The organism is uncultured Phocaeicola sp., assembly GCF_948499155.1.
Classification (GTDB): Bacteria; Bacteroidota; Bacteroidia; order Bacteroidales; family Bacteroidaceae; genus Phocaeicola; species Phocaeicola faecalis.
This window is the reverse complement of record NZ_CAOOSE010000002.1, coordinates 55,739-73,747: the sequence shown is the minus strand read 5'-3', so window position 1 is coordinate 73,747 and position 18,009 is coordinate 55,739. Positions and strand designations below refer to the sequence as shown.

The following is an 18,009-nucleotide window of genomic DNA, read 5'->3' as shown; positions in this document are numbered from 1 at the left end:
ATTATTTATTTTTAAGCTTGTGATAATATTCTCTTAATAGGGTTGTATCTTTTTCTTTGTCTGTAAAGACTTCCATTAGCATGGGTTGCATGAGTGTTTCCGGTGTGGCGAATTGCTTCATCGCTTCTTCCAGTTCCTCATCGTCGCTCACCTTTATATAGATGAAACCGCGCTCTTCCGCCCACCCTTTGGCGGTGGTGTAATGTTCGGCTGTGATGAATTCTCGTGAGCGGCTTGATTTGTCCATGCCCGGCAGAGTGTGGAATATCTCTCCGCCTTCATTATTCAGTAGCAGAATACGGATGTTTGCACCGTAATTTTGATTCCACAGTGCGTTCATGTCATAAAAGAAACTCAAGTCACCTATGATGATGAAGTTTAGTTTACTGGACGCTGCGGCATATCCGATGGCGGTGGAAAGTGAACCTTCTATGCCGTTCACACCTCGGTTACAGCAAATTTCTACTCTTGGCGGTATGGTGAATAACTGGGCATAACGTATCGTAGAGCTGTTTGCCAGATGCAGCGCACAGGGCTCCGGCAATGACTGAATGAGTTTTCCGATAGCTGAGATTTCCGAATAGGGCAGTTCCGGCATCGGAACAGTCTTGCAGTAGTTCTCCCACATCAATGGATAGTTGGTCGGTTTGTTGTCCAAAAGGAAAGCAATCTTTTCCAGAAACTCAAACGGGTCCATCTCGATGACGGTCGTCAGGCAACCGTATAAGTCGGCTATCTTTCCATCGGTGGAAATATGCCAGTGTTCACGCGGAGGATGCTTCCGAAGGTACTTCTTTAGTTCCTTGGATACAATGTGGCCACCGTAAGTAATCAATAGTTCGGGGGCCATATCGTCCTGACGTTCGGAACTCATGGAATAGATGGCTGCATCGAAGTTCCTGATGGGAATGCCGGGAATGGTCTGATTGCCCAGGTGTTCCGTCAGCCAAAGGAAATGCTTGTAGAGGGGTTTTACATATTTCTTTTCGAACAGATAAATCAGATTCATCTGCCCCACCACTATCATGCGTTTGTTATATTTATTCAGACGTTCAATCAGTACTTTGTAGTCGCGGTCGTACACACTCAATCCTTGGTAGCGGGTGATGACGCGCACCTCGGGAAGCGTTTTGGCGGTGAAACGATAGATGGGTTCGGAGATGGGCACATTGATATGTACCGGGCCTTTGCCGTGGTGGGTTGTCTCCAGTATGGCTTCGTTAATCAGACGGTTGCAGAACCATTCGTCTTCATCGCTTTGTACTTCGGGCAAGTTGACCGACATCTTGACCAACGAACCGAACACACCGGGCTGAGGCAAAGTCTGTCCGTCCATTTGTCCTATCCAGGCAGCAGGACGGTCGGCGGAAATGACGATTAAAGGTACTTGTTGGTAAAAGGCTTCGGCTACGGCCGGATGCAGATTCAGCAGTGCCGAACCGGAAGTGCAACATACGGCAGCAGGTCCCCCTCCCTGTAGCGACAGCCCGATAGCAAAGAATCCTGCACTGCGTTCATCAGTTACGGAGTAACAGGTGAAATCTTCTATATTGGCCAGTGTATGTACGATGGCAGCATTACGACTGCCGGGACAAAGCACTATTTTCCGCACACCGTGTGCCTTGAGAAGTGCTGCCAGCTGAAGTATGTTCTTTTTGTCTGAATACATAATTCTTTTACTTTAATATAAATGTATTTCTCTTTTATTGTTCTTGCTCTGTAGGGAGGAATTGAATTCCCTACGATAACAGGCTATCTGTTTATAAATTCAGGATGAAGTATGCTCTTCATCGTGTTCATCTTGTCTCCTGTTTCTGTCCATTCCGACTCTACTTCAGAAGAGGCAAGAATTCCTCCGCCTGCATATAAAGTGGTTTCTCCCGGCTCTATCTTCATGCAGCGTAAGTTGACATATAAATCTGTGTGCCCTTCGGTGTCCAGCCAGCCAGTAAAACCGGAATAATAGCTGCGGTCATATCCTTCATTTTCCAGAATAAACCGGAAAGCATCTTCTTTCGGCAATCCGCAAACGGCAGGGGTAGGATGAAGTTCCTGAAGTAAATTTCCTATATTATCCGTGTTCTTTAATAAAAAATAAAAGTCGGTCTTGAGGTGTACCAATTGTCCGGCACGAGCCGTATAAGGACCTTTTTCATTCATCTTATTACCGAACTTTTTGACAATACGGCGGATATAATCAGCCACATAGCCTTGCTCTTCTTGATTCTTCTTGTCCCAGTCTGTCGGCATTACTTCATTTTGCATCGGCATGGTGCCTGCCAAGGCTACGGTGTGCCATTCTTTGCCATGTCCGCTTAGTAGGATTTCGGGTGTACTGCCCAACCATGTGCCGGAAACGGGAGTATGACACAAATAAATCATCATACGCGGATAATTGTTGCAGGCACGTACAAATGCGGCCAATGGCGAGAAGTCATCATTGATATGCCTGGCGGAAGAACGTGACAAGACAAGCTTTTGGAAACGTTTCTCCCGAAGGGGAGTAATGAAGCGTTCAAAAGCTTGGGCGTATCGTTCCTTATCTGTTTCTTCCGAAATAAAAGGAGACAGTTCATTGGCCTGGTTTTTGCATGTCAACAAGGCATCGGCACACTCTAAAGAGGAAATAGCTTCGCTGATTTCATTCCAGTCATAGGCTGTGATATCAGGACGGACCACTACCAATGGATGGTGGTCGGACTGAAGGAAAGGAGCCATGACAAACCCTTTCTTTCCATTTAACTCCTGAATCTCGGCTAGCTGTTCCACATCGTCCGATGTTTGTAGCACAAAATAGCATTCGTCTGTCCAGGGCAACCGGTAGAGAGCGAAGCTGAGTCGGCTGCGTGTAAGGCAATCCAATAAATTCTGTGTATGTCTATTAGGTAGATTCATTTCTTTTTAAGTATGAAATTAACGACACGAACGGTAGAAACAAGTTTTCCTTCTGGAGTGGTGATATCTATGTTCCATATATGTGAGGAATTGCCGCGATGAATTAATTGGCCGTTGGCAATCACTTTTCCACCCAGAGGAACCGATGATATATGATTTCCGCTTACTTGTACACCGCATGCATATTCTCTCTCGTGGCATAAAGACATTGACCCATGTCCGGCCGCAATTTCGGCAAGTGCCAATGATGCACCTCCGTTCAGCATGCCAAAGGGTTGTGAGGTACGGTGGTCGACAGGCATTTCGGCACGTACCTCATTGGTGGCAGACGGCAGGAACCGGATACCCAAGTGTTCTGCCATTGAGTTTGAATAATCGGGTTTGCAAGTTGTTTCTTCTTTCATTTGCATGTCTGTTCTTTCTATAGGGCTACAAAAATACATAAAATTTGGATGCAACTGCTTGGAAAGGATGTCTTTTAGCAACAAAAACATTTTATTTTTTGTTTCTGTTTTTGGAAGATATTTTTAATTTTGCAAACGGTACTTATACAAAATACAATAGCCTTTTCTTATATTTATAATAAATAATTCCAATCATATCCGCTATAAACCATCCGATGGGGATAGACCACCAAATTCCGGTTACTCCAATAGAGGGGATGGCGGCAAGCCCATACGAAAGAGCGACTCGGGTTCCCAGCGATACAACGGTCAGTACTACAGACATTCCCGGCATACGGATAGCCCGATAATATCCGTATAAAAGGAATAGAATCCCGATGCCGCAATAGAATGCGCCCTCGATGCGCAGATAACCGATACCTACATTCAGAATCTCTATTTCATGTGGACGTACAAAAATCAACATCAATGGTTTGGCAAATAAAAAGACCAGAACCGAGATGAACAGAGAGAAAACGACTGTCGTAATCAGTGCACTCTTTACTCCTTTGCGGATTCGTTCATATTTCTTTGCTCCGAAGTTTTGAGCGATAAAGGTGGAAAAAGCATTTCCGAACTCCTGTACCGGCATATAAGCAAAAGAGTCAATTTTTATTGCTGCCGCAAAAGCCGCCATAACCATAGTGCCAAAGCTGTTGACCAGCCCTTGTACCATCAGAATCCCCAAGTTCATCACTGACTGTTGCACACAGGTCAGTGCAGAGAACGAAGTGATTTCTTTCAGGCAGCGGCGGTCAAAATGCAGGTCGCTGCGGTGCAATCTCAGCTCAGGACATTTAATATAGGTATATCCCATAATTCCCAGTGCAGATACTCCTTGTGCAACAATCGTAGCAATGGCGGCTCCCTTGATTCCCCAATCCAACTGTAAGATAAAAAACAAATCCAAGCTTATATTCAGCACAACAGAAACTGCCAGAAACCAAAGAGGGGTGACCGCATCACCGATGGCACGCAGAAGTGCGGCATAGAAATTATAGATAAAAGTAAAGCCGATTCCCCAAAAGATAATCCACAAATAATCATACATCATCTGATAAATATCATTGGGAATCTGTAATAGTTTGAGAATAGGATGAATGAAAGACAGAGCTACTATGTTTAGTGCGATTGTCACTGTTCCGATGAGCACGGCCGATACATAAATGCTTCGTCGTAAAGCCTTCATCTGTCCTGCACCATATTGCAGGGAAAAAACAGTACCGCTTCCCATGGACAATCCCAGCAGGATGGAAATAAGAAAAACCATTAGTGTGTAAGCAGATCCGACAGCAGCCAATGCGCCGGAGCCGATATATTGTCCCACAATCAGTGTATCGGCTATATTGTAACACTGTTGCAGCAGTGAGCCTATAATCATAGGTAAGGTGAAACGTAGCAGGGTGCCTGTGATGTTTCCTTGTGTCAAGTCTACTTTGGATAACATGATACGTGTTTGTTCAATTTGAATTTTGCCCCAAAGGTAATAAACACTTTTCTGAATGTTCGCTTCTTTGTAGAAGAATTAGAGGATAAACCTTTGCTAACGATTCCTGTTACGGCAAACTTTCTTCCGGTAATCTTGTTGATAGGCAAAACATAACTTTTAAAAACGAATCAAGATGAAAGAAAAGAAAGTAGCCCGTAAAGAACGGAACAAAGAGAAACTGACTACAGGAGACTGGGTGATGGCTGAATTTTATTCTATCAATTCATTGAAGAGTAGCCGTATGCATTCCGTGATTGAGGAGTTTAAAAAACAGATGGAAGGGAAGGTAGAAGTCGTACAGGTGAATGTGGACGAAGAGAAACCGCTTGCCGAATTTTATACCATCGTGCATATTCCTACTTATATATTCTTAAGGAAAGGAGAGCAGTTATGGCGGCAGACCGGCGAGTTGGGGTTGGACAGACTGGAAAAAGCAGTGAAGGAATTTATGGTCTGAATCATGTAAAAGAGGGGGATGTATCAAAACTTCCCTTTTATCGAAATCGCCCTCGCTACAACTACTGTGACGAGGGTGATTTTTAGTTTATGAGAGTTTCTACACGCCCTTTCTTTTAAAAAGAGTTAACCGGATAATATTTTCCATAAGAAACTTTTGTTTGTGAAAAATATCATGTATGTTTGCATAAAGTTTCCAGGGGAAAATATTAATTGAATTAAAATAGTTAAGCTTATGAAGTATGTAATAGTAGGAGGCGTAGCAGGAGGTGCAACCGCTGCCGCACGTATCAGGAGAAATACAGAAGATGCCGAAATCATTCTGTTTGAAAAAGGAGAATATATCTCGTATGCCAATTGTGGTTTACCTTATTATATAGGTGGTGTGATTGCAGAGCGTGAGAAATTGTTTGTGCAGACTCCGCAGGCTTTCGGCAAGCGGTTCAACATCGACGTGCGTACACAGTCTGAAGTTGTGGCCGTTCATCCTGCTGAAAAGACAGTGGATATTCGTACTTCAGACGGAAAAACTTATACGGAACATTATGACAAGTTATTGCTTTCTCCGGGTGCGTCACCTGTCCGTCCTCCCTTGCCGGGCATTGACAATGAAGGTATCTTTACACTTCGTAATGTAAATGATACTGATGCCATCAAAGGTTATCTGCAGCAGCATAAGGTAAAACGGGCAGTGATAATCGGTGCCGGATTTATCGGACTGGAAATGGCGGAGAATTTGCAGGAAGCCGGTGCAGAAGTAGCGGTGGTCGAGATGGCAAATCAAGTCATGGCACCGATTGATTTCTCTATGGCATCGTTGGTGCACGAGCATTTGTTGCAGAAAGGAGTGCGCCTTTATTTGGAAAAGGCGGTAGACGCTTTCGAGCGTACAGCCAATGGACTGGAGGTTATTTTTAAATCGGGCGAAAGACTGTCGGCGGATATGGTATTGTTGTCTATCGGTGTGCGTCCCAATACCTCATTGGCAACAGAGGCCGGACTAGAGATAGGGGAGATGCGCGGCATCAAGGTGAACGATTACTTGCAGACTTCCGATGAACATATTTATGCGGTGGGCGATGCTATTGAGTTCCGCCATCCGCTGACCGATAAACCCTGGTTGAACTATCTGGCAGGGCCGGCCAACCGTCAGGCGCGCATTGTTGCAGATAACATGGTCTTTGGGAATGAAGTTACGTATGAAGGAGCCATTGGTACTTCTATAGCCAAAGTTTTTGATATGACTGTCGCTGCTTCAGGCCTTCCGGCCAAGCGGTTGAAGCAAGCGGGCATTGATTACCTGTCGGCAACCATCCATTCAGGTTCACATGCCGGATATTATCCTGATGCTTTACAAATGTCCATCAAAATAACATTCTCTCCTACCGACGGCAAGCTGCTGGGGGCACAGATTGTGGGCTATAACGGAGTGGATAAGCGCATAGATGAATTTTCGCAAGTGATTAAGCATAACGGGACTGTTTATGATTTGATGGCTTTGGAGCAGGCATACGCTCCTCCTTTCTCTTCGGCCAAGGACCCTGTGGCAGTAGCCGGATATGTAGCCGGGAATATATTGAATGGAAAGATGCATCCTCTTTATTGGCGTGAGTTACAGGTTGCCGACTTGAGTAAGATTACATTGGTTGACGTTCGTACTCCTGATGAATTTGCGCTTGGCTCTTTGAAGGGAGCTGTCAATATTCCTTTGGATGATATGCGTGAGCGGATGCAAGAGATTCCTCAGGATAAGCCGATTTATTTGTATTGCGGAGTAGGTTTGAGAGGTTATCTGGCTTCCAATATATTGCTGATGAACGGATATAAGGAAGTAAAGAATTTAATAGGTGGTCTGAAACTTTATAAAGCAGCAACAGCTCCTCTGCCGGAACCGAAGATTTTTACAGCAACTCTCTCGGATGGAGGGAAACAAGTTGTGCCATCCACCGTTATTCCTTCTATAAAAGCAATAAAAGTAGATGCTTGTGGCATATCTTGTCCCGGCCCTATCATGAAGCTAAAGAAGAGTATGGAAGAACTGGCAGACGGGGAACGTCTTGAGATTGTGGCGACAGATGCCGGCTTCCCTCGCGATGCTGAGGCATGGTGTCAGACCACCGGCAATCGTTTTGTCTCTGTTCATTCAGGAGGAGGAAAATATCAGGTAATAGTGGAAAAGAATACTCCTCAAATGTGTACTACAGAGACTTGTAAAGCAGACAAAGGGAAAACTTTTATTCTGTTCAGTGATGATTTGGATAAAGTTTTGGCTACTTTTGTACTTGCAAACGGTGCGGTGGCAACAGGGGAGAAGGTGACTATCTTTTTCACATTCTGGGGACTGAATGCCATCAAAAAGATGAATAAACCTGCAGTGAAGAAAGATTTCTTTGGCAAAATGTTTGGTATGATGCTTCCTTCCAGTTCATTAAAACTGAAACTTTCAAAGATGAATATGGGTGGTATGGGTAGTAAAATGATGCGTTATATAATGAATAAGAAGAATATTGAGTCATTGGAATCGTTACGCGAACAGGCCATTCAGAATGGTGTTGAGTTCATAGCCTGTCAGATGTCGATGGATGTGATGGGCGTAAAGCGCGAGGAGTTGTTGGATAATGTGACCATTGGCGGTGTGGCTACTTATATGAATCGCGCAGAGCAGGCAAACGTGAATTTGTTTATTTAAGAATGTATGGAGAAAATAAAATCAATATGTGTCATGAGAGAGCTTTTTAAAGCTCTCTCTGAATTGGAAACAAATTTGATAGAGCAACATGGGGTGTCATTGAATGAAGCAATGGCACTTTGCTGTATCGGTGGTGACAGATTGACGGCGAGTGCTATATCAGAGAATACGGGTTTATCGGCTTCACATGCTTCGAAGGTGATTCGCTCGATAGAAGATAAAGAGTTGATAGTTCGCAGTTTGGGCGATAAAGACAAGCGGCAGATGTATTTTACTTTATCGGATAAGGGAAAGATTTGTCTGAATCAGTTGAAGGAGAACGAAATAGAAGTTCCCAAGATGTTGAAACCGTTATTTAAATAGAGTTATATTTGGTGATGAAGAGTATATCTGCTTATTCTGCAATATTGGTAGATGATGAACAAGCTGCCCATTATGCCATTCAAGTTTTACTAAAGGAGTATGACAACATAAGTCTTGTCGGACAGGCTTATAATGGCAAACAAGCTATTGAAATGATAAACAGGTTGCGTCCTGATTTATTGTTTTTGGATATTCAAATGCCTGATATGAATGGTTTTGATGTATTGCATCATTTAGATTATCAGCCTTACATTGTTTTTTGTACGGCATACGAACAATATGCAATAGATGCTTTTAATCAAAACTCTATTGACTATTTACTTAAACCGGTTGATGAAAAACGTTTTGCCCAATGTATGGCGAAAATAGAAAGGTTATTTCCCAAAGAGCGGAAAATGGATATTTGTCAACTGCAAGAACTCGGTAAACTTCTTAATCCCCCTAAAAAAGCATTTGCAATACCTGTGAATATCGGTTCAAAAATAGTATTTGTTCAGTGCAGCATAATTACTTATTGCGTGGCAAAAGATGGATATGTTTCTTTAATCACCGATGAAGGAAAAGAGTATGTTTGTAATCTTACTTTGAAGCAATTAGAAGAACGGTTATCTGACGACTTTATTCGTGTACAAAAGTCTTATATAGTCCACAAAGAAAAAATAGAAGAGATACAGAAATACTTTAATAATCGGCTTATACTAAAAATGAGGGATTATAATCATACGAAAATAACGTCTGGTACAAGTTATATTGATAAGATTAGAGAGGAACTTATGCTGGGATAATCTTTCTTTTTTCAGGTTTATTGTAGTATTGTTCAGGTACAAGGAAAATAGCTTCTCATGGCGGTTGCCGAAGCATATCTTTGTATCTGAAATAATTAAAACAAAATAATCATGAAAAAGTACTTTGCATTCTTTTTATTGTTATCAGTAACCGCACTTGTCTACGGTCGGTCACAAAAACTTGTTATTAAAACAGACAAGGAATCTGCCGAATTGCGTTATTGGCCTTTGGACGGAAAACAACTACCTTTTTATAGTTTATATTCATCTGTTACTGCTGTTTGCGGACAGATGACAGAGATTGAGCTCCCATGTAGTGACACTATATATAAACTCTCATTAGGGAAGGGTAAGACAGCATTGGTTTACGCAACTGCCGGCTCTGTAGATACAGTTTTCTTCTATCGGGATAGTATCTGTTTTAGTGGTCATAACCAGGCCTGTAATTTATATCTGAAAGAGGCAGAAAGAGCAGATGAGTATTGCCGTAGTTATTCCTATACCCGTAACCACCCTCTTGCAAAGGTACAATCATTGGCAATGTTTAAAAAAAATATAGCCGACCGAAAGGCCAAAGAGGAAGCCCTGCTTAAAAAAGCAATACCGGCTGGAAGATTTATGTTGCAACAACAGCATTTTATTGATTTAAGATATAAGGCATTGTTTCTGAAAAAAGCCATTTCTTTGTATGCGTCTTCTAGTTTTTCGGATGATTGGATGAATGAATTCAAAGCTATGGATTTTTGTTTTTCAGATTCTATATCTAGACAATCAGGATTCTTTCCTAAAATATTGAAGGATTATGTTTTTATTAAGAGTTTTGTATTGGATGGAATAGATCCGAAAACAGTAGACGAAGAATCTGTGAATACCTTTTTGTTTGAAAATTATTGCCATCTGCTTTCAGATAAGAATCTGGAGTATGTAGCCGCCCATTTATTGTACGATGATATTTTTCAAAAAAGATACAGTAAGGATATTCCTTTGTTATACGATAAATATATTGCTTTATTTCCCGATAATCCCTATATCGAAATATTGCTTCCTGGAGTGACTAAGATTTCGGCTCTTTATCATCAGAAAACCGGTAATGATAAAATACAGATAGTTTGTTATGAAACAGAACCCGAAGATTTTACTGATATGATGCGTCCATTTGCCGGAAAGATAGTTTATATAGATATATGGGCAACCACCTGTTCTCCTTGCATCCAGTCATTTTCTAATGTAGCAGCTATGAAACAACATTTTCCTGATTCAAAAGATATTGTACTTTTGTATCTATCTATAGATAGAGATGAAAGGCACGAGAAGTGGAACCGGATGATAAATTATTATAATTTAGAAGGATATCATTATCGGGTGAATAAGAATACCTCCCAAATCATATATTCTGCTTTTAAGGATTCTAAAGGGATATTGACTATTCCACGTTATGTTATCGTTGACAAGAATGGAAAAATTGCATTTATGAATGCAGCTTCGCCTTCAAATCCTATTGAAGTAAGAAAACAATTACAAACGCTCTTAAAATAATTCTTTATGAATCTGTATACTGAATTCTTGGTCGCATTCATGCTTGTTTTTGCTGTGGGGTATACCTTGGTTTATTTGCCGGGAATGTTAAAGGTGAAAGCCATTTATAAAAGAAATCTATTATTTTTAGTTTCTGTTGGTTTGGTCCTACAGTTTGTCAACAGACTTATGCTTTCTTATTTGTGGGCAGTCAGCTTCATTTTTTTGATTTTCAATCTTTATTTGTTTTACACGGATAAAAGAGGAAATCATTTGAAAGTATATTATGCTGTCATCGATTTTATAGTGTGTTCGCTTACATTGTTCTTATCTGCTTGTATTGTGGCAGAACTGGATGATATTCCCATTAAACAAATTGTTCATCAGCGATTTCCGGACGGTAGTTATACTTTCTCTCCGGGATACTTGGATGAGATGATTGTATTAAGTATAATCTTATCACTGCTTATAGTGAATTACAAGTATCTGTATATTTATCTTTTAAGTAAATGGGAAGAACGGCAAAATCGTAAATATAAGGATCTTCAATATCAGAAGCAGAATATTAAAACACAGTTTGAAGCATTGCAAGCCAAAGTTAATCCTCACTTTTTATATAATTCTCTCAATTCTATTGCCGGATTAGCTACGGTCGATGGTGAAAAGACCAGGCAAATGGCATTGGCACTCTCGTGTTTTTTTCGGTATAGTATGAATCGTGAGCAACAAGTTATGGTTTCTTTGAAAGAGGAAGTGGAAATGATGAAAACATATTTGGAAATTGAAAAGATTCGTTTTGGTGAACTTTTGAATTATACGATTGTGCTTCCGGTTGAAGCAGAGCATTATAAGATACCTAGAATGTTGCTTCAACCCATAGTGGAGAATTGTGTGAAACATGGTATGAAACCTGATATGACAACTTTAACAATAAACGTATCTTGTTCTATATTTAATGAAACACTTCTTTTGTCTGTAAAGGATGATGGAAAGCCTTTCCCGGAAAATTTTATTCCAGGATATGGAATACAGAGCGTATATGAAAAACTGGAATTATTATATCCACAACGTTATAAGGTAGAACTGGATACGGATACAGGAAAAGATTTCAGGATTTATCTCTATTTTTCCTCTCCGGTAGACTAAGGTTATCAATAGTTTCAAACCTTCTTCTTTTTCATTTGTTTATTCCTCGCAATGGAACTGGACAAGTGGAAACAGAAATGGAAGCAGTTGAGCAATCTGCGGAAATGGCGTGTCTGGAGGTTGAAGCTGATTGATGCCCGCCTTTACTTCGTAAGTATATTTGTAGGTTTGCTTACGGGGCTGATTGCTGTGCCCTATCATTATTTGTTATGGGAATTCTTTGATATCCGAAAAGCATTCTTCACAGCCCATTATCCGTGGTACTGTCATGTTGTCTTATTCTTTTTCCTGTGGGGCATTCTTGTCGGAGTTGCCCTGATGGTAAAGAAGATGCCTTTAATAGCCGGAGGCGGTATTCCTCAAACGAGGGCTGTCATTAACGGACGTATTCATTATGACCATCCTTTCAAGGAATTGATTGCAAAGTTTTTTGGGGGAATATTAGCTTTGAGTGCAGGGTTGTCGTTGGGACGTGAAGGGCCTTCCGTCCAGATTGGTTCATATATCGGCACGTTGGTATCTCGCTGGGGACATATTCTGCGGGGTGAAAGAAAGCAGTTGCTGGCTGCCGGAGCTGGTGCCGGACTTTCTGCAGCTTTTGCCGCTCCCTTGTCTTCCTCTTTGTTGGTCATTGAATCCATTGAACGGTTTGATGCTCCCAAAACCGCCATTACCACTTTATTGGCAGGCGTGGTGGCGGGCGGTGTGGCGAGTTGGATGTTTCCCACTACGCCTTATCATCTGATAAATGCCGTGTCTCCCGCTTGGTCCTTTCAGCAACAGGCAGAGCTTTATATTCTTTTTGCTGCCGTGGTTGCCGCCATAGCAAAGTTCTATTCGCTTATTGTTCCCTTTTTTCAGCGGTGGTTGCCGGCGTTGAAACTCTCTGTTTACACTAAAATGTTGTATTTGCTGATTGTGGCATACGCTATTTCTCTGACCGAGACAAACTTGACGGGAGGTGGAGAACAGTTTTTGATGATGCAGGGAATGGATGGGACGCATGACATCCAGTGGCTTGGCCTCATGATATTGATTCATTTTGTATTCACTTTGCTTTCATTGTCTTCAGGCTTACCGGGAGGAAGTTTTATTCCGACCCTGGTGACAGGAGGTTTGTTGGGACAATTATTCGGACTCATATTGGTACAGCACGGAGTGATAGGATATGAAAATGTCAGTTATATGATGCTTGTCGGGATGGTGGCTTTTTTAGTAGCAGTGGTGCGTACTCCGTTGACCGCCATTGTGCTGATAACAGAAATAACAGGTCATTTTGAGGTGTTTTATCCTTCTATCGTAGTGGGTGGACTAACTTATTATTTTACGGAACTTCTTCAGATTAAGCCTTACAATGTATTGCTTTATGACAGGATGTTTCGCAGCCACAATCCGGAGTTCCCCGAAGTCGAGGGGGCACGTTATCAACTGTACGTAGAAATAATGGATGGCTCTTATTTTGATGGAAAAGAAGTGGATAAACTGACTTTGCCCAACAACTGTGTTATTCTTAGCATTCGCCGTGATCGCAAAACTCTGCCTGCTGCAGGTGAGACACTTGTTCCCGGCGACCAAGTGGAGATAGAAATAGATGCCAGGGATATTGAAAAATTGTACGAACCGCTGGTCAGTATGGCAAATATCTATTAAATTTGCCGTATGAAAAAGAAATTCCAACTTCAAGTTCCGGGAGGAGCCGACAAAGTGTTGCTCCATACTTGCTGTGCCCCTTGTTCGTCAGCCATCATTGAGTGTTTGATGCAACACAGCATTACTCCTGTCATCTATTATTGTAATCCGAATATCTATCCGCTTGAAGAGTATAACATAAGGAAAGATGAATGTACCCGTTATGCCCGCTCCTTGGGATTGGAGATTATAGATGCCGATTATGACCATGACGCTTGGCGCTGTCAAATGTCGGGAATGGAGCAGGAACCTGAGCGTGGAGGGCGTTGTCTCCGTTGTTTTAAGATGCGTTTGTTGGATACGGCGCGTTATGCTCACGAGCATGGTCTCTCGGTGATAACCACCACACTGGCATCCAGCCGATGGAAAAGCCTGGAACAGATAGAAGAGGCGGGACGCTATGCTACTGCCTGTTATCCCGACGTTACTTATTGGGAGCAGAACTGGCGTAAAGGCGGTTTAAGTGAGCGTCGCATTGCCATTATTAAGGAATATGATTTTTACAACCAAAAATATTGCGGTTGCGAGTTTAGTATGCGAAAAGAAGAGACTGCTCCTGTTGTGGATAGAGATAAATGAGGCATTGGCTATAAAAATGGTAAAATCCCCATATTAAAGTGTTGACTCGTTTGTTTTATTGATTTAAAAAGATAACTTTGAAACTGACTATATTCACAGACTAAGTATGGAATGGACTGCAGACGTTTTTGCCATCTGTGAATGTAGAGAGATTGATGTATAAAATAATAAGAAATAACATGACACAAACAAAATTTTTCAGATGGGCGTTGCTGCTATGTCTTTCAGGTGCGATAAGCCCATTGGCTGCACAGGTCGTTGGAGAAAAAGCAAAGAAAGTAGAACAAATGCAAGTACTTAAAACTGATGGCAAAGTGCTGCGCATTACAGTTGATGGTAAAGAACAACAAAGCCCATGGGTGATTAATCCCTCTCTTCGTCCCGACATATTTGAAACATCGGGAGAGGAAGTTGTATTTCGAAGCAAAATAGATACCATCCGGTTCAATGTAGCCCGAGAAGGATGTTATGATTTTGTAGTGGTCACTAATCAAGGTGATTCCGCCATGACTCGAATAAAATGGGTATCGGCAAATCCTTTGGAAGAACCTTCGCGGGATATGTTGAAGCGCTCTGCCGGTGGATTGCTTTCAAAGAAGCAAGCACAGTTCGACATCGACGCCTTAGTTTATACTCTCAGCGAAGTTCATCCCGATATGTTTTCCGTATGCAGACAAAGCGAATGGTTTAAATCGGTAAATAAGGTGAAACAGCAGTTGCCCGATTCTGTTACAACAGTGGAACTGTTTAAGTATGCGGCTCCGTTGGTTACAAAGTTAGGCGATGGACACACTATGCTTCGTTTCCCTTTTAATGATTATTTTACTCCATCTACTGTCCGGTTTCCTTTGTTTGTCAATGTAATGTCCGACTATACACTGCGCGCAAGAGCATGCATTGACAACTTGATACCCCAAGATGCTGAAGTCCTTTCCATCAACGGAAAGGGGAGTAGGGAGTTGATAGAATCGATGATGGATTATGCAAGCGGGGAACGCGATTTCTTCCGTATAGAACGTATTAACACTGATTTTTCGGCACTTTTTGAAATGATGTATGCTGCTGATAAATACGATGTAGTTTATCGTATGAAAGGTAGTGATAAGAAACTTGAAGCTACCTTGTATCCTACTGTATGGGCGGAACTTCTCCCCCGTATGCCGAAGAAGAAAGAACAGACTCGGGTGCAGGATTATTCTTTCAGAGTGGATGAAAAGAAGAATGTGGCCATTATGGATTTTAGAAGCTTTAACAATCCACAGCGAATGAAGATGTTTGCTGATTCTATGTTTGTCGTCCTGCGCGACAAGGGCATTAAGAATTTAATCATTGATTTACGCAATAACGGTGGAGGTAATTCGTTGGTAGGAGATATTCTTTTCCGCTATATCTCTCCTAAGCCTTTTAAGCAAATGGGCAAGGCTTTGGTACGTGTTACGCCCACCACCATACGCTTGACGGGAAGAACTCAAATGGTTCCCGGATGGTCCTTTTATAATGATGAATCAAAAGAAAATCTTATCTCTCCGCTCACCAAAGAAGAAGGCCATTACGAAGGTGATGTATATCTGTTGATAAGTCATCATACATTCTCTTCTGCCGGTTCGTTTGCCTGGGCTTTTAAGGAGTTTGGTATGGGGACGGTTATCGGGGAGGAATCCGGTGGCATGAATGTGAGTTTCGGTGATATCGTCTATTATAAGTTGCCGGTGTCGGGATTGAGATGTACTATTTCGTTCAAACGTTTTTGGCAATATGGTGCGGATGAAAAGAAAATACATGGTACATTGCCTGATTATACAGTGCCACAGGAAGATGCTTTGGCTAAAGCTTTCCAACTGATTAAGAAATAAAAAGGAGAGAAGTAGCTGTCGGGCTAGGTCACTTGTTTTTGGAGATTTACATATCATATTCACTAACAAAGGGACGAATAAGCCGTTTCATAGGGTCGGTTAAGGTCTTTTGAACGGAAGATTATTACAGACTCCGGCAATGGACTATACAGTCCACTGTAGCAGACTGTACGGTTCACTGCAACGGACTATACAGTCCGCTGCCGGAGACTGTAGTAATCCGACGGACACACAAGCATGATCGAAAGGACGAAAACGCTTAGGCTGCCTAATGAAACGACTTAGGGAGCTCAAAACGATGCAGAGTTTAAAAAGGGTCAATCTGAAAACCCTGTGGTGATAAGCATGAACTCTGAGTTACAATGCTGACCCCTAATCAGGAGTTTGTCTGATGTACTTGATTTATAATACTTTGGAAGGATGTATGTTTTTAGTATTGCAAACTTTAAATGTTTCTCAAATATTATGTCCACATACTTTTTGACTTGGCCCGTGTTGACGAACCCTACTTTTGTGTGGGGAGAGTTTCAATTACCCTGATAAACTAAAACGAGCAATCAAAATTTTGATTGCTCGTTTTAGTTGGTAGCCCCTGGGGGAATCGAACCCCCCTTTCAAGAATGAAAATCTTGCGTCCTAACCGATAGACGAAGGGGCCATCCTTGGCATCGATGATTTCTCTCTCGATTGCGAGTGCAAAGGTAGTGACTTTTTCTGAATTACCAAATATTTCCCAAACTTTTTTTCTGACTTTTTGTTCATACTCCATTGAATTGACTATTTACCTAAACTCAATTTTTATGGAAACAATCTTAAAATCAATGATTTGCGTTGCTGTCGGCGCAATGATGGTTGCACCGGCCGTTGCGCAACAAAAAGACAACTATCCGGAACTTGAAGGGCCCGGTCCGGTAATTATTATCTCGAAGGATAAAAATGGAAAGCAAGAATTAATCGATGTATTTAATGAAACACAACGTCCGCATTTCCATGATCCCCGTGCACCGCGTTTCTTGCTCACTGACCAGCAGGGGAAATTAGCCCTCGGTATTGGCGGTTATTTGAAGACTACCATGGAGTATGATTTTGACGGAACGGTGGATGATATCGATTTTATTCCTGCTCTTATTCCGCAACCGGGAAGCACCCAAGTGCGCAATCAGTTCCAGATGGATGCCAGCACGTCTACCATCTTCCTTAAATTAGTGGGGCGCACCAAGCATCTGGGCAATTTCATTGTCTATACAGCAGGCAACTTTCGGGGTAGCGGCAAAACTTTCGAGCTTCAGAACGCTTATCTTTCTTTTCTTGGATTCACGATGGGGTATGACACGGGGTTGTTCATGGACCTGGCGGCTTGTCCTCCGACCATCGACTTTCAGGGTCCGGACGGCATGACTTTCTATCGTGCCACCCAGTTGCGTTACGAGGCTGATTTGGTGAAAGGACTGAAAGTGGGAGTGGGTGTGGAAATGCCTTCCGTAGACGGAACTCCGGCCAAAGAGGTAAGAATCAGTAAACAGCGTATGCCGGATATCCCTGCTTATGTGCAGTACTCTTGGACAAAGGGTAGCCATGTGCGTGTGGGCGGAATCTTGCGTAGCATGACTTATGAAGATGAGGTCAGCAATAAGGCGAAATCCATTACCGGATGGGGTGTTCAGGCATCGGCTACGGCCGGATGGGGCAATTTCCGTGCATACGGACAGTTTACATACGGTAAGGGTATTGCCCAATATCTGAATGACATAAGCAACTTGAATGTGGACATTGTGCCGGTGGCGGATGAGGCCGGGCGGATGCAGGTGCTTCCCATGCGCGGATGGTTTGCAGGATTGCAATATAATTTTTCGAAACGTGTTTTTGCTTCCGCTTCCTATAGCCAGTCACGTTTGTTTACTGAAGATTGCTATGCTAACTTTAATGAGACTCAGTATAAAAAGGGTCAGTATCTGGTGGCAAACGTGTTTTGGAATGTTTCGCACAATCTGCAGGTGGGTGCGGAATACTTGCACGGATGGCGTAAGGACTTCAACGACTTGAGTCGTGAAGCGAACCGGATAAACCTGAGTGCGCAATATAATTTCTAAGGTGAAAAAGAAAGCAC

At 42.2% G+C, this 18,009-nt stretch carries 14 protein-coding genes and 1 tRNA gene; 10 read left to right on the top strand and 5 right to left on the bottom strand.

Translation table 11 applies throughout. The features are described 5' to 3' along the window. Nucleotide 1: 1 nt before the first annotated feature. The 4 genes from menD to QYT14_RS02135 all read right to left on the bottom strand — a co-directional run bounded on the left by menD (nt 2) and on the right by QYT14_RS02135 (nt 4,785). The gene (gene menD / locus QYT14_RS02150) at nt 2-1,669 is read right to left on the bottom strand and encodes a 2-succinyl-5-enolpyruvyl-6-hydroxy-3-cyclohexene-1-carboxylic-acid synthase (protein ID WP_288324290.1); all 1,668 of its coding nucleotides are present in this window, start codon (nt 1,667-1,669) and stop codon (nt 2-4) included. 83 nt (nt 1,670-1,752) lie between these two features. Further along, a complete protein-coding gene (locus tag QYT14_RS02145; RefSeq protein WP_237038914.1) occupies nt 1,753-2,895 on the bottom strand; it encodes an isochorismate synthase in 1,143 nt (380 codons plus the stop codon). Then, on the bottom strand, nt 2,892-3,299 hold the full coding sequence (locus tag QYT14_RS02140; RefSeq protein ID WP_237038915.1) for a PaaI family thioesterase: 408 nt from the start codon (nt 3,297-3,299) through the stop codon (nt 2,892-2,894). The genes QYT14_RS02145 and QYT14_RS02140 overlap by 4 nt, the downstream gene beginning before the upstream one ends. Nucleotides 3,300-3,441: 142 nt before the next feature. After that, nucleotides 3,442-4,785: an MATE family efflux transporter gene (locus QYT14_RS02135; protein WP_288324291.1), complete on the bottom strand. Its 1,344-nt coding sequence runs from the start codon at nt 4,783-4,785 to the stop codon at nt 3,442-3,444. A 175-nt stretch (nt 4,786-4,960) separates the two neighbouring features. On the opposite strand from QYT14_RS02135, the gene QYT14_RS02130 reads away from it, so the two are divergent. From QYT14_RS02130 to QYT14_RS02090, 9 genes are all read left to right on the top strand, one after another. Next, nucleotides 4,961-5,284 (top strand): thioredoxin family protein, encoded by a 324-nt coding sequence (locus tag QYT14_RS02130; RefSeq protein WP_288324292.1) that lies wholly within the window; start codon nt 4,961-4,963, stop codon nt 5,282-5,284. Between the two features lie 234 nt (nt 5,285-5,518). Next, nucleotides 5,519-7,972: an FAD-dependent oxidoreductase gene (locus QYT14_RS02125; protein WP_288324293.1), complete on the top strand. Its 2,454-nt coding sequence runs from the start codon at nt 5,519-5,521 to the stop codon at nt 7,970-7,972. A 33-nt stretch (nt 7,973-8,005) separates the two neighbouring features. Beyond that, nucleotides 8,006-8,335, top strand: coding sequence for a MarR family transcriptional regulator (locus QYT14_RS02120; RefSeq protein ID WP_237038920.1), 330 nt, complete (start codon nt 8,006-8,008; stop codon nt 8,333-8,335). A gap of 14 nt (nt 8,336-8,349) precedes the next feature. Next, a complete protein-coding gene (locus tag QYT14_RS02115) occupies nt 8,350-9,120 on the top strand; it encodes a LytTR family DNA-binding domain-containing protein (protein ID WP_237039009.1) in 771 nt (256 codons plus the stop codon). Nucleotides 9,121-9,348: 228 nt separating this feature from the next. Beyond that, on the top strand, nt 9,349-10,656 hold the full coding sequence (locus tag QYT14_RS02110) for a thioredoxin family protein (protein WP_288324294.1): 1,308 nt from the start codon (nt 9,349-9,351) through the stop codon (nt 10,654-10,656). 252 nt (nt 10,657-10,908) lie between these two features. Continuing rightward, a complete protein-coding gene (locus QYT14_RS02105) occupies nt 10,909-11,781 on the top strand; it encodes a histidine kinase (protein ID WP_288324295.1) in 873 nt (290 codons plus the stop codon). 51 nt (nt 11,782-11,832) lie between these two features. After that, nucleotides 11,833-13,431, top strand: a complete 1,599-nt coding sequence (locus tag QYT14_RS02100; protein ID WP_288324296.1) for a ClC family H(+)/Cl(-) exchange transporter — start codon at nt 11,833-11,835, stop codon at nt 13,429-13,431. Nucleotides 13,432-13,440: 9 nt separating this feature from the next. After that, complete coding sequence (locus QYT14_RS02095) at nt 13,441-14,049, top strand: epoxyqueuosine reductase QueH (RefSeq protein ID WP_237038924.1); 609 nt, start codon at nt 13,441-13,443, stop codon at nt 14,047-14,049. Nucleotides 14,050-14,228: 179 nt separating this feature from the next. Further along, nucleotides 14,229-15,902 (top strand): S41 family peptidase, encoded by a 1,674-nt coding sequence (locus QYT14_RS02090; protein WP_288324297.1) that lies wholly within the window; start codon nt 14,229-14,231, stop codon nt 15,900-15,902. A 583-nt stretch (nt 15,903-16,485) separates the two neighbouring features. Here QYT14_RS02090 and QYT14_RS02085 read toward each other — a convergent pair. Next, nucleotides 16,486-16,560 (bottom strand) — tRNA-Glu (locus tag QYT14_RS02085). Between the two features lie 142 nt (nt 16,561-16,702). On the opposite strand from QYT14_RS02085, the gene QYT14_RS02080 reads away from it, so the two are divergent. Then, nucleotides 16,703-17,992 carry a porin gene (locus QYT14_RS02080; RefSeq protein WP_288324298.1) on the top strand — a complete coding sequence of 430 codons (1,290 nt, stop codon included), beginning with the start codon at nt 16,703-16,705 and terminating at the stop codon, nt 17,990-17,992. Nucleotides 17,993-18,009 lie beyond the last annotated feature (17 nt).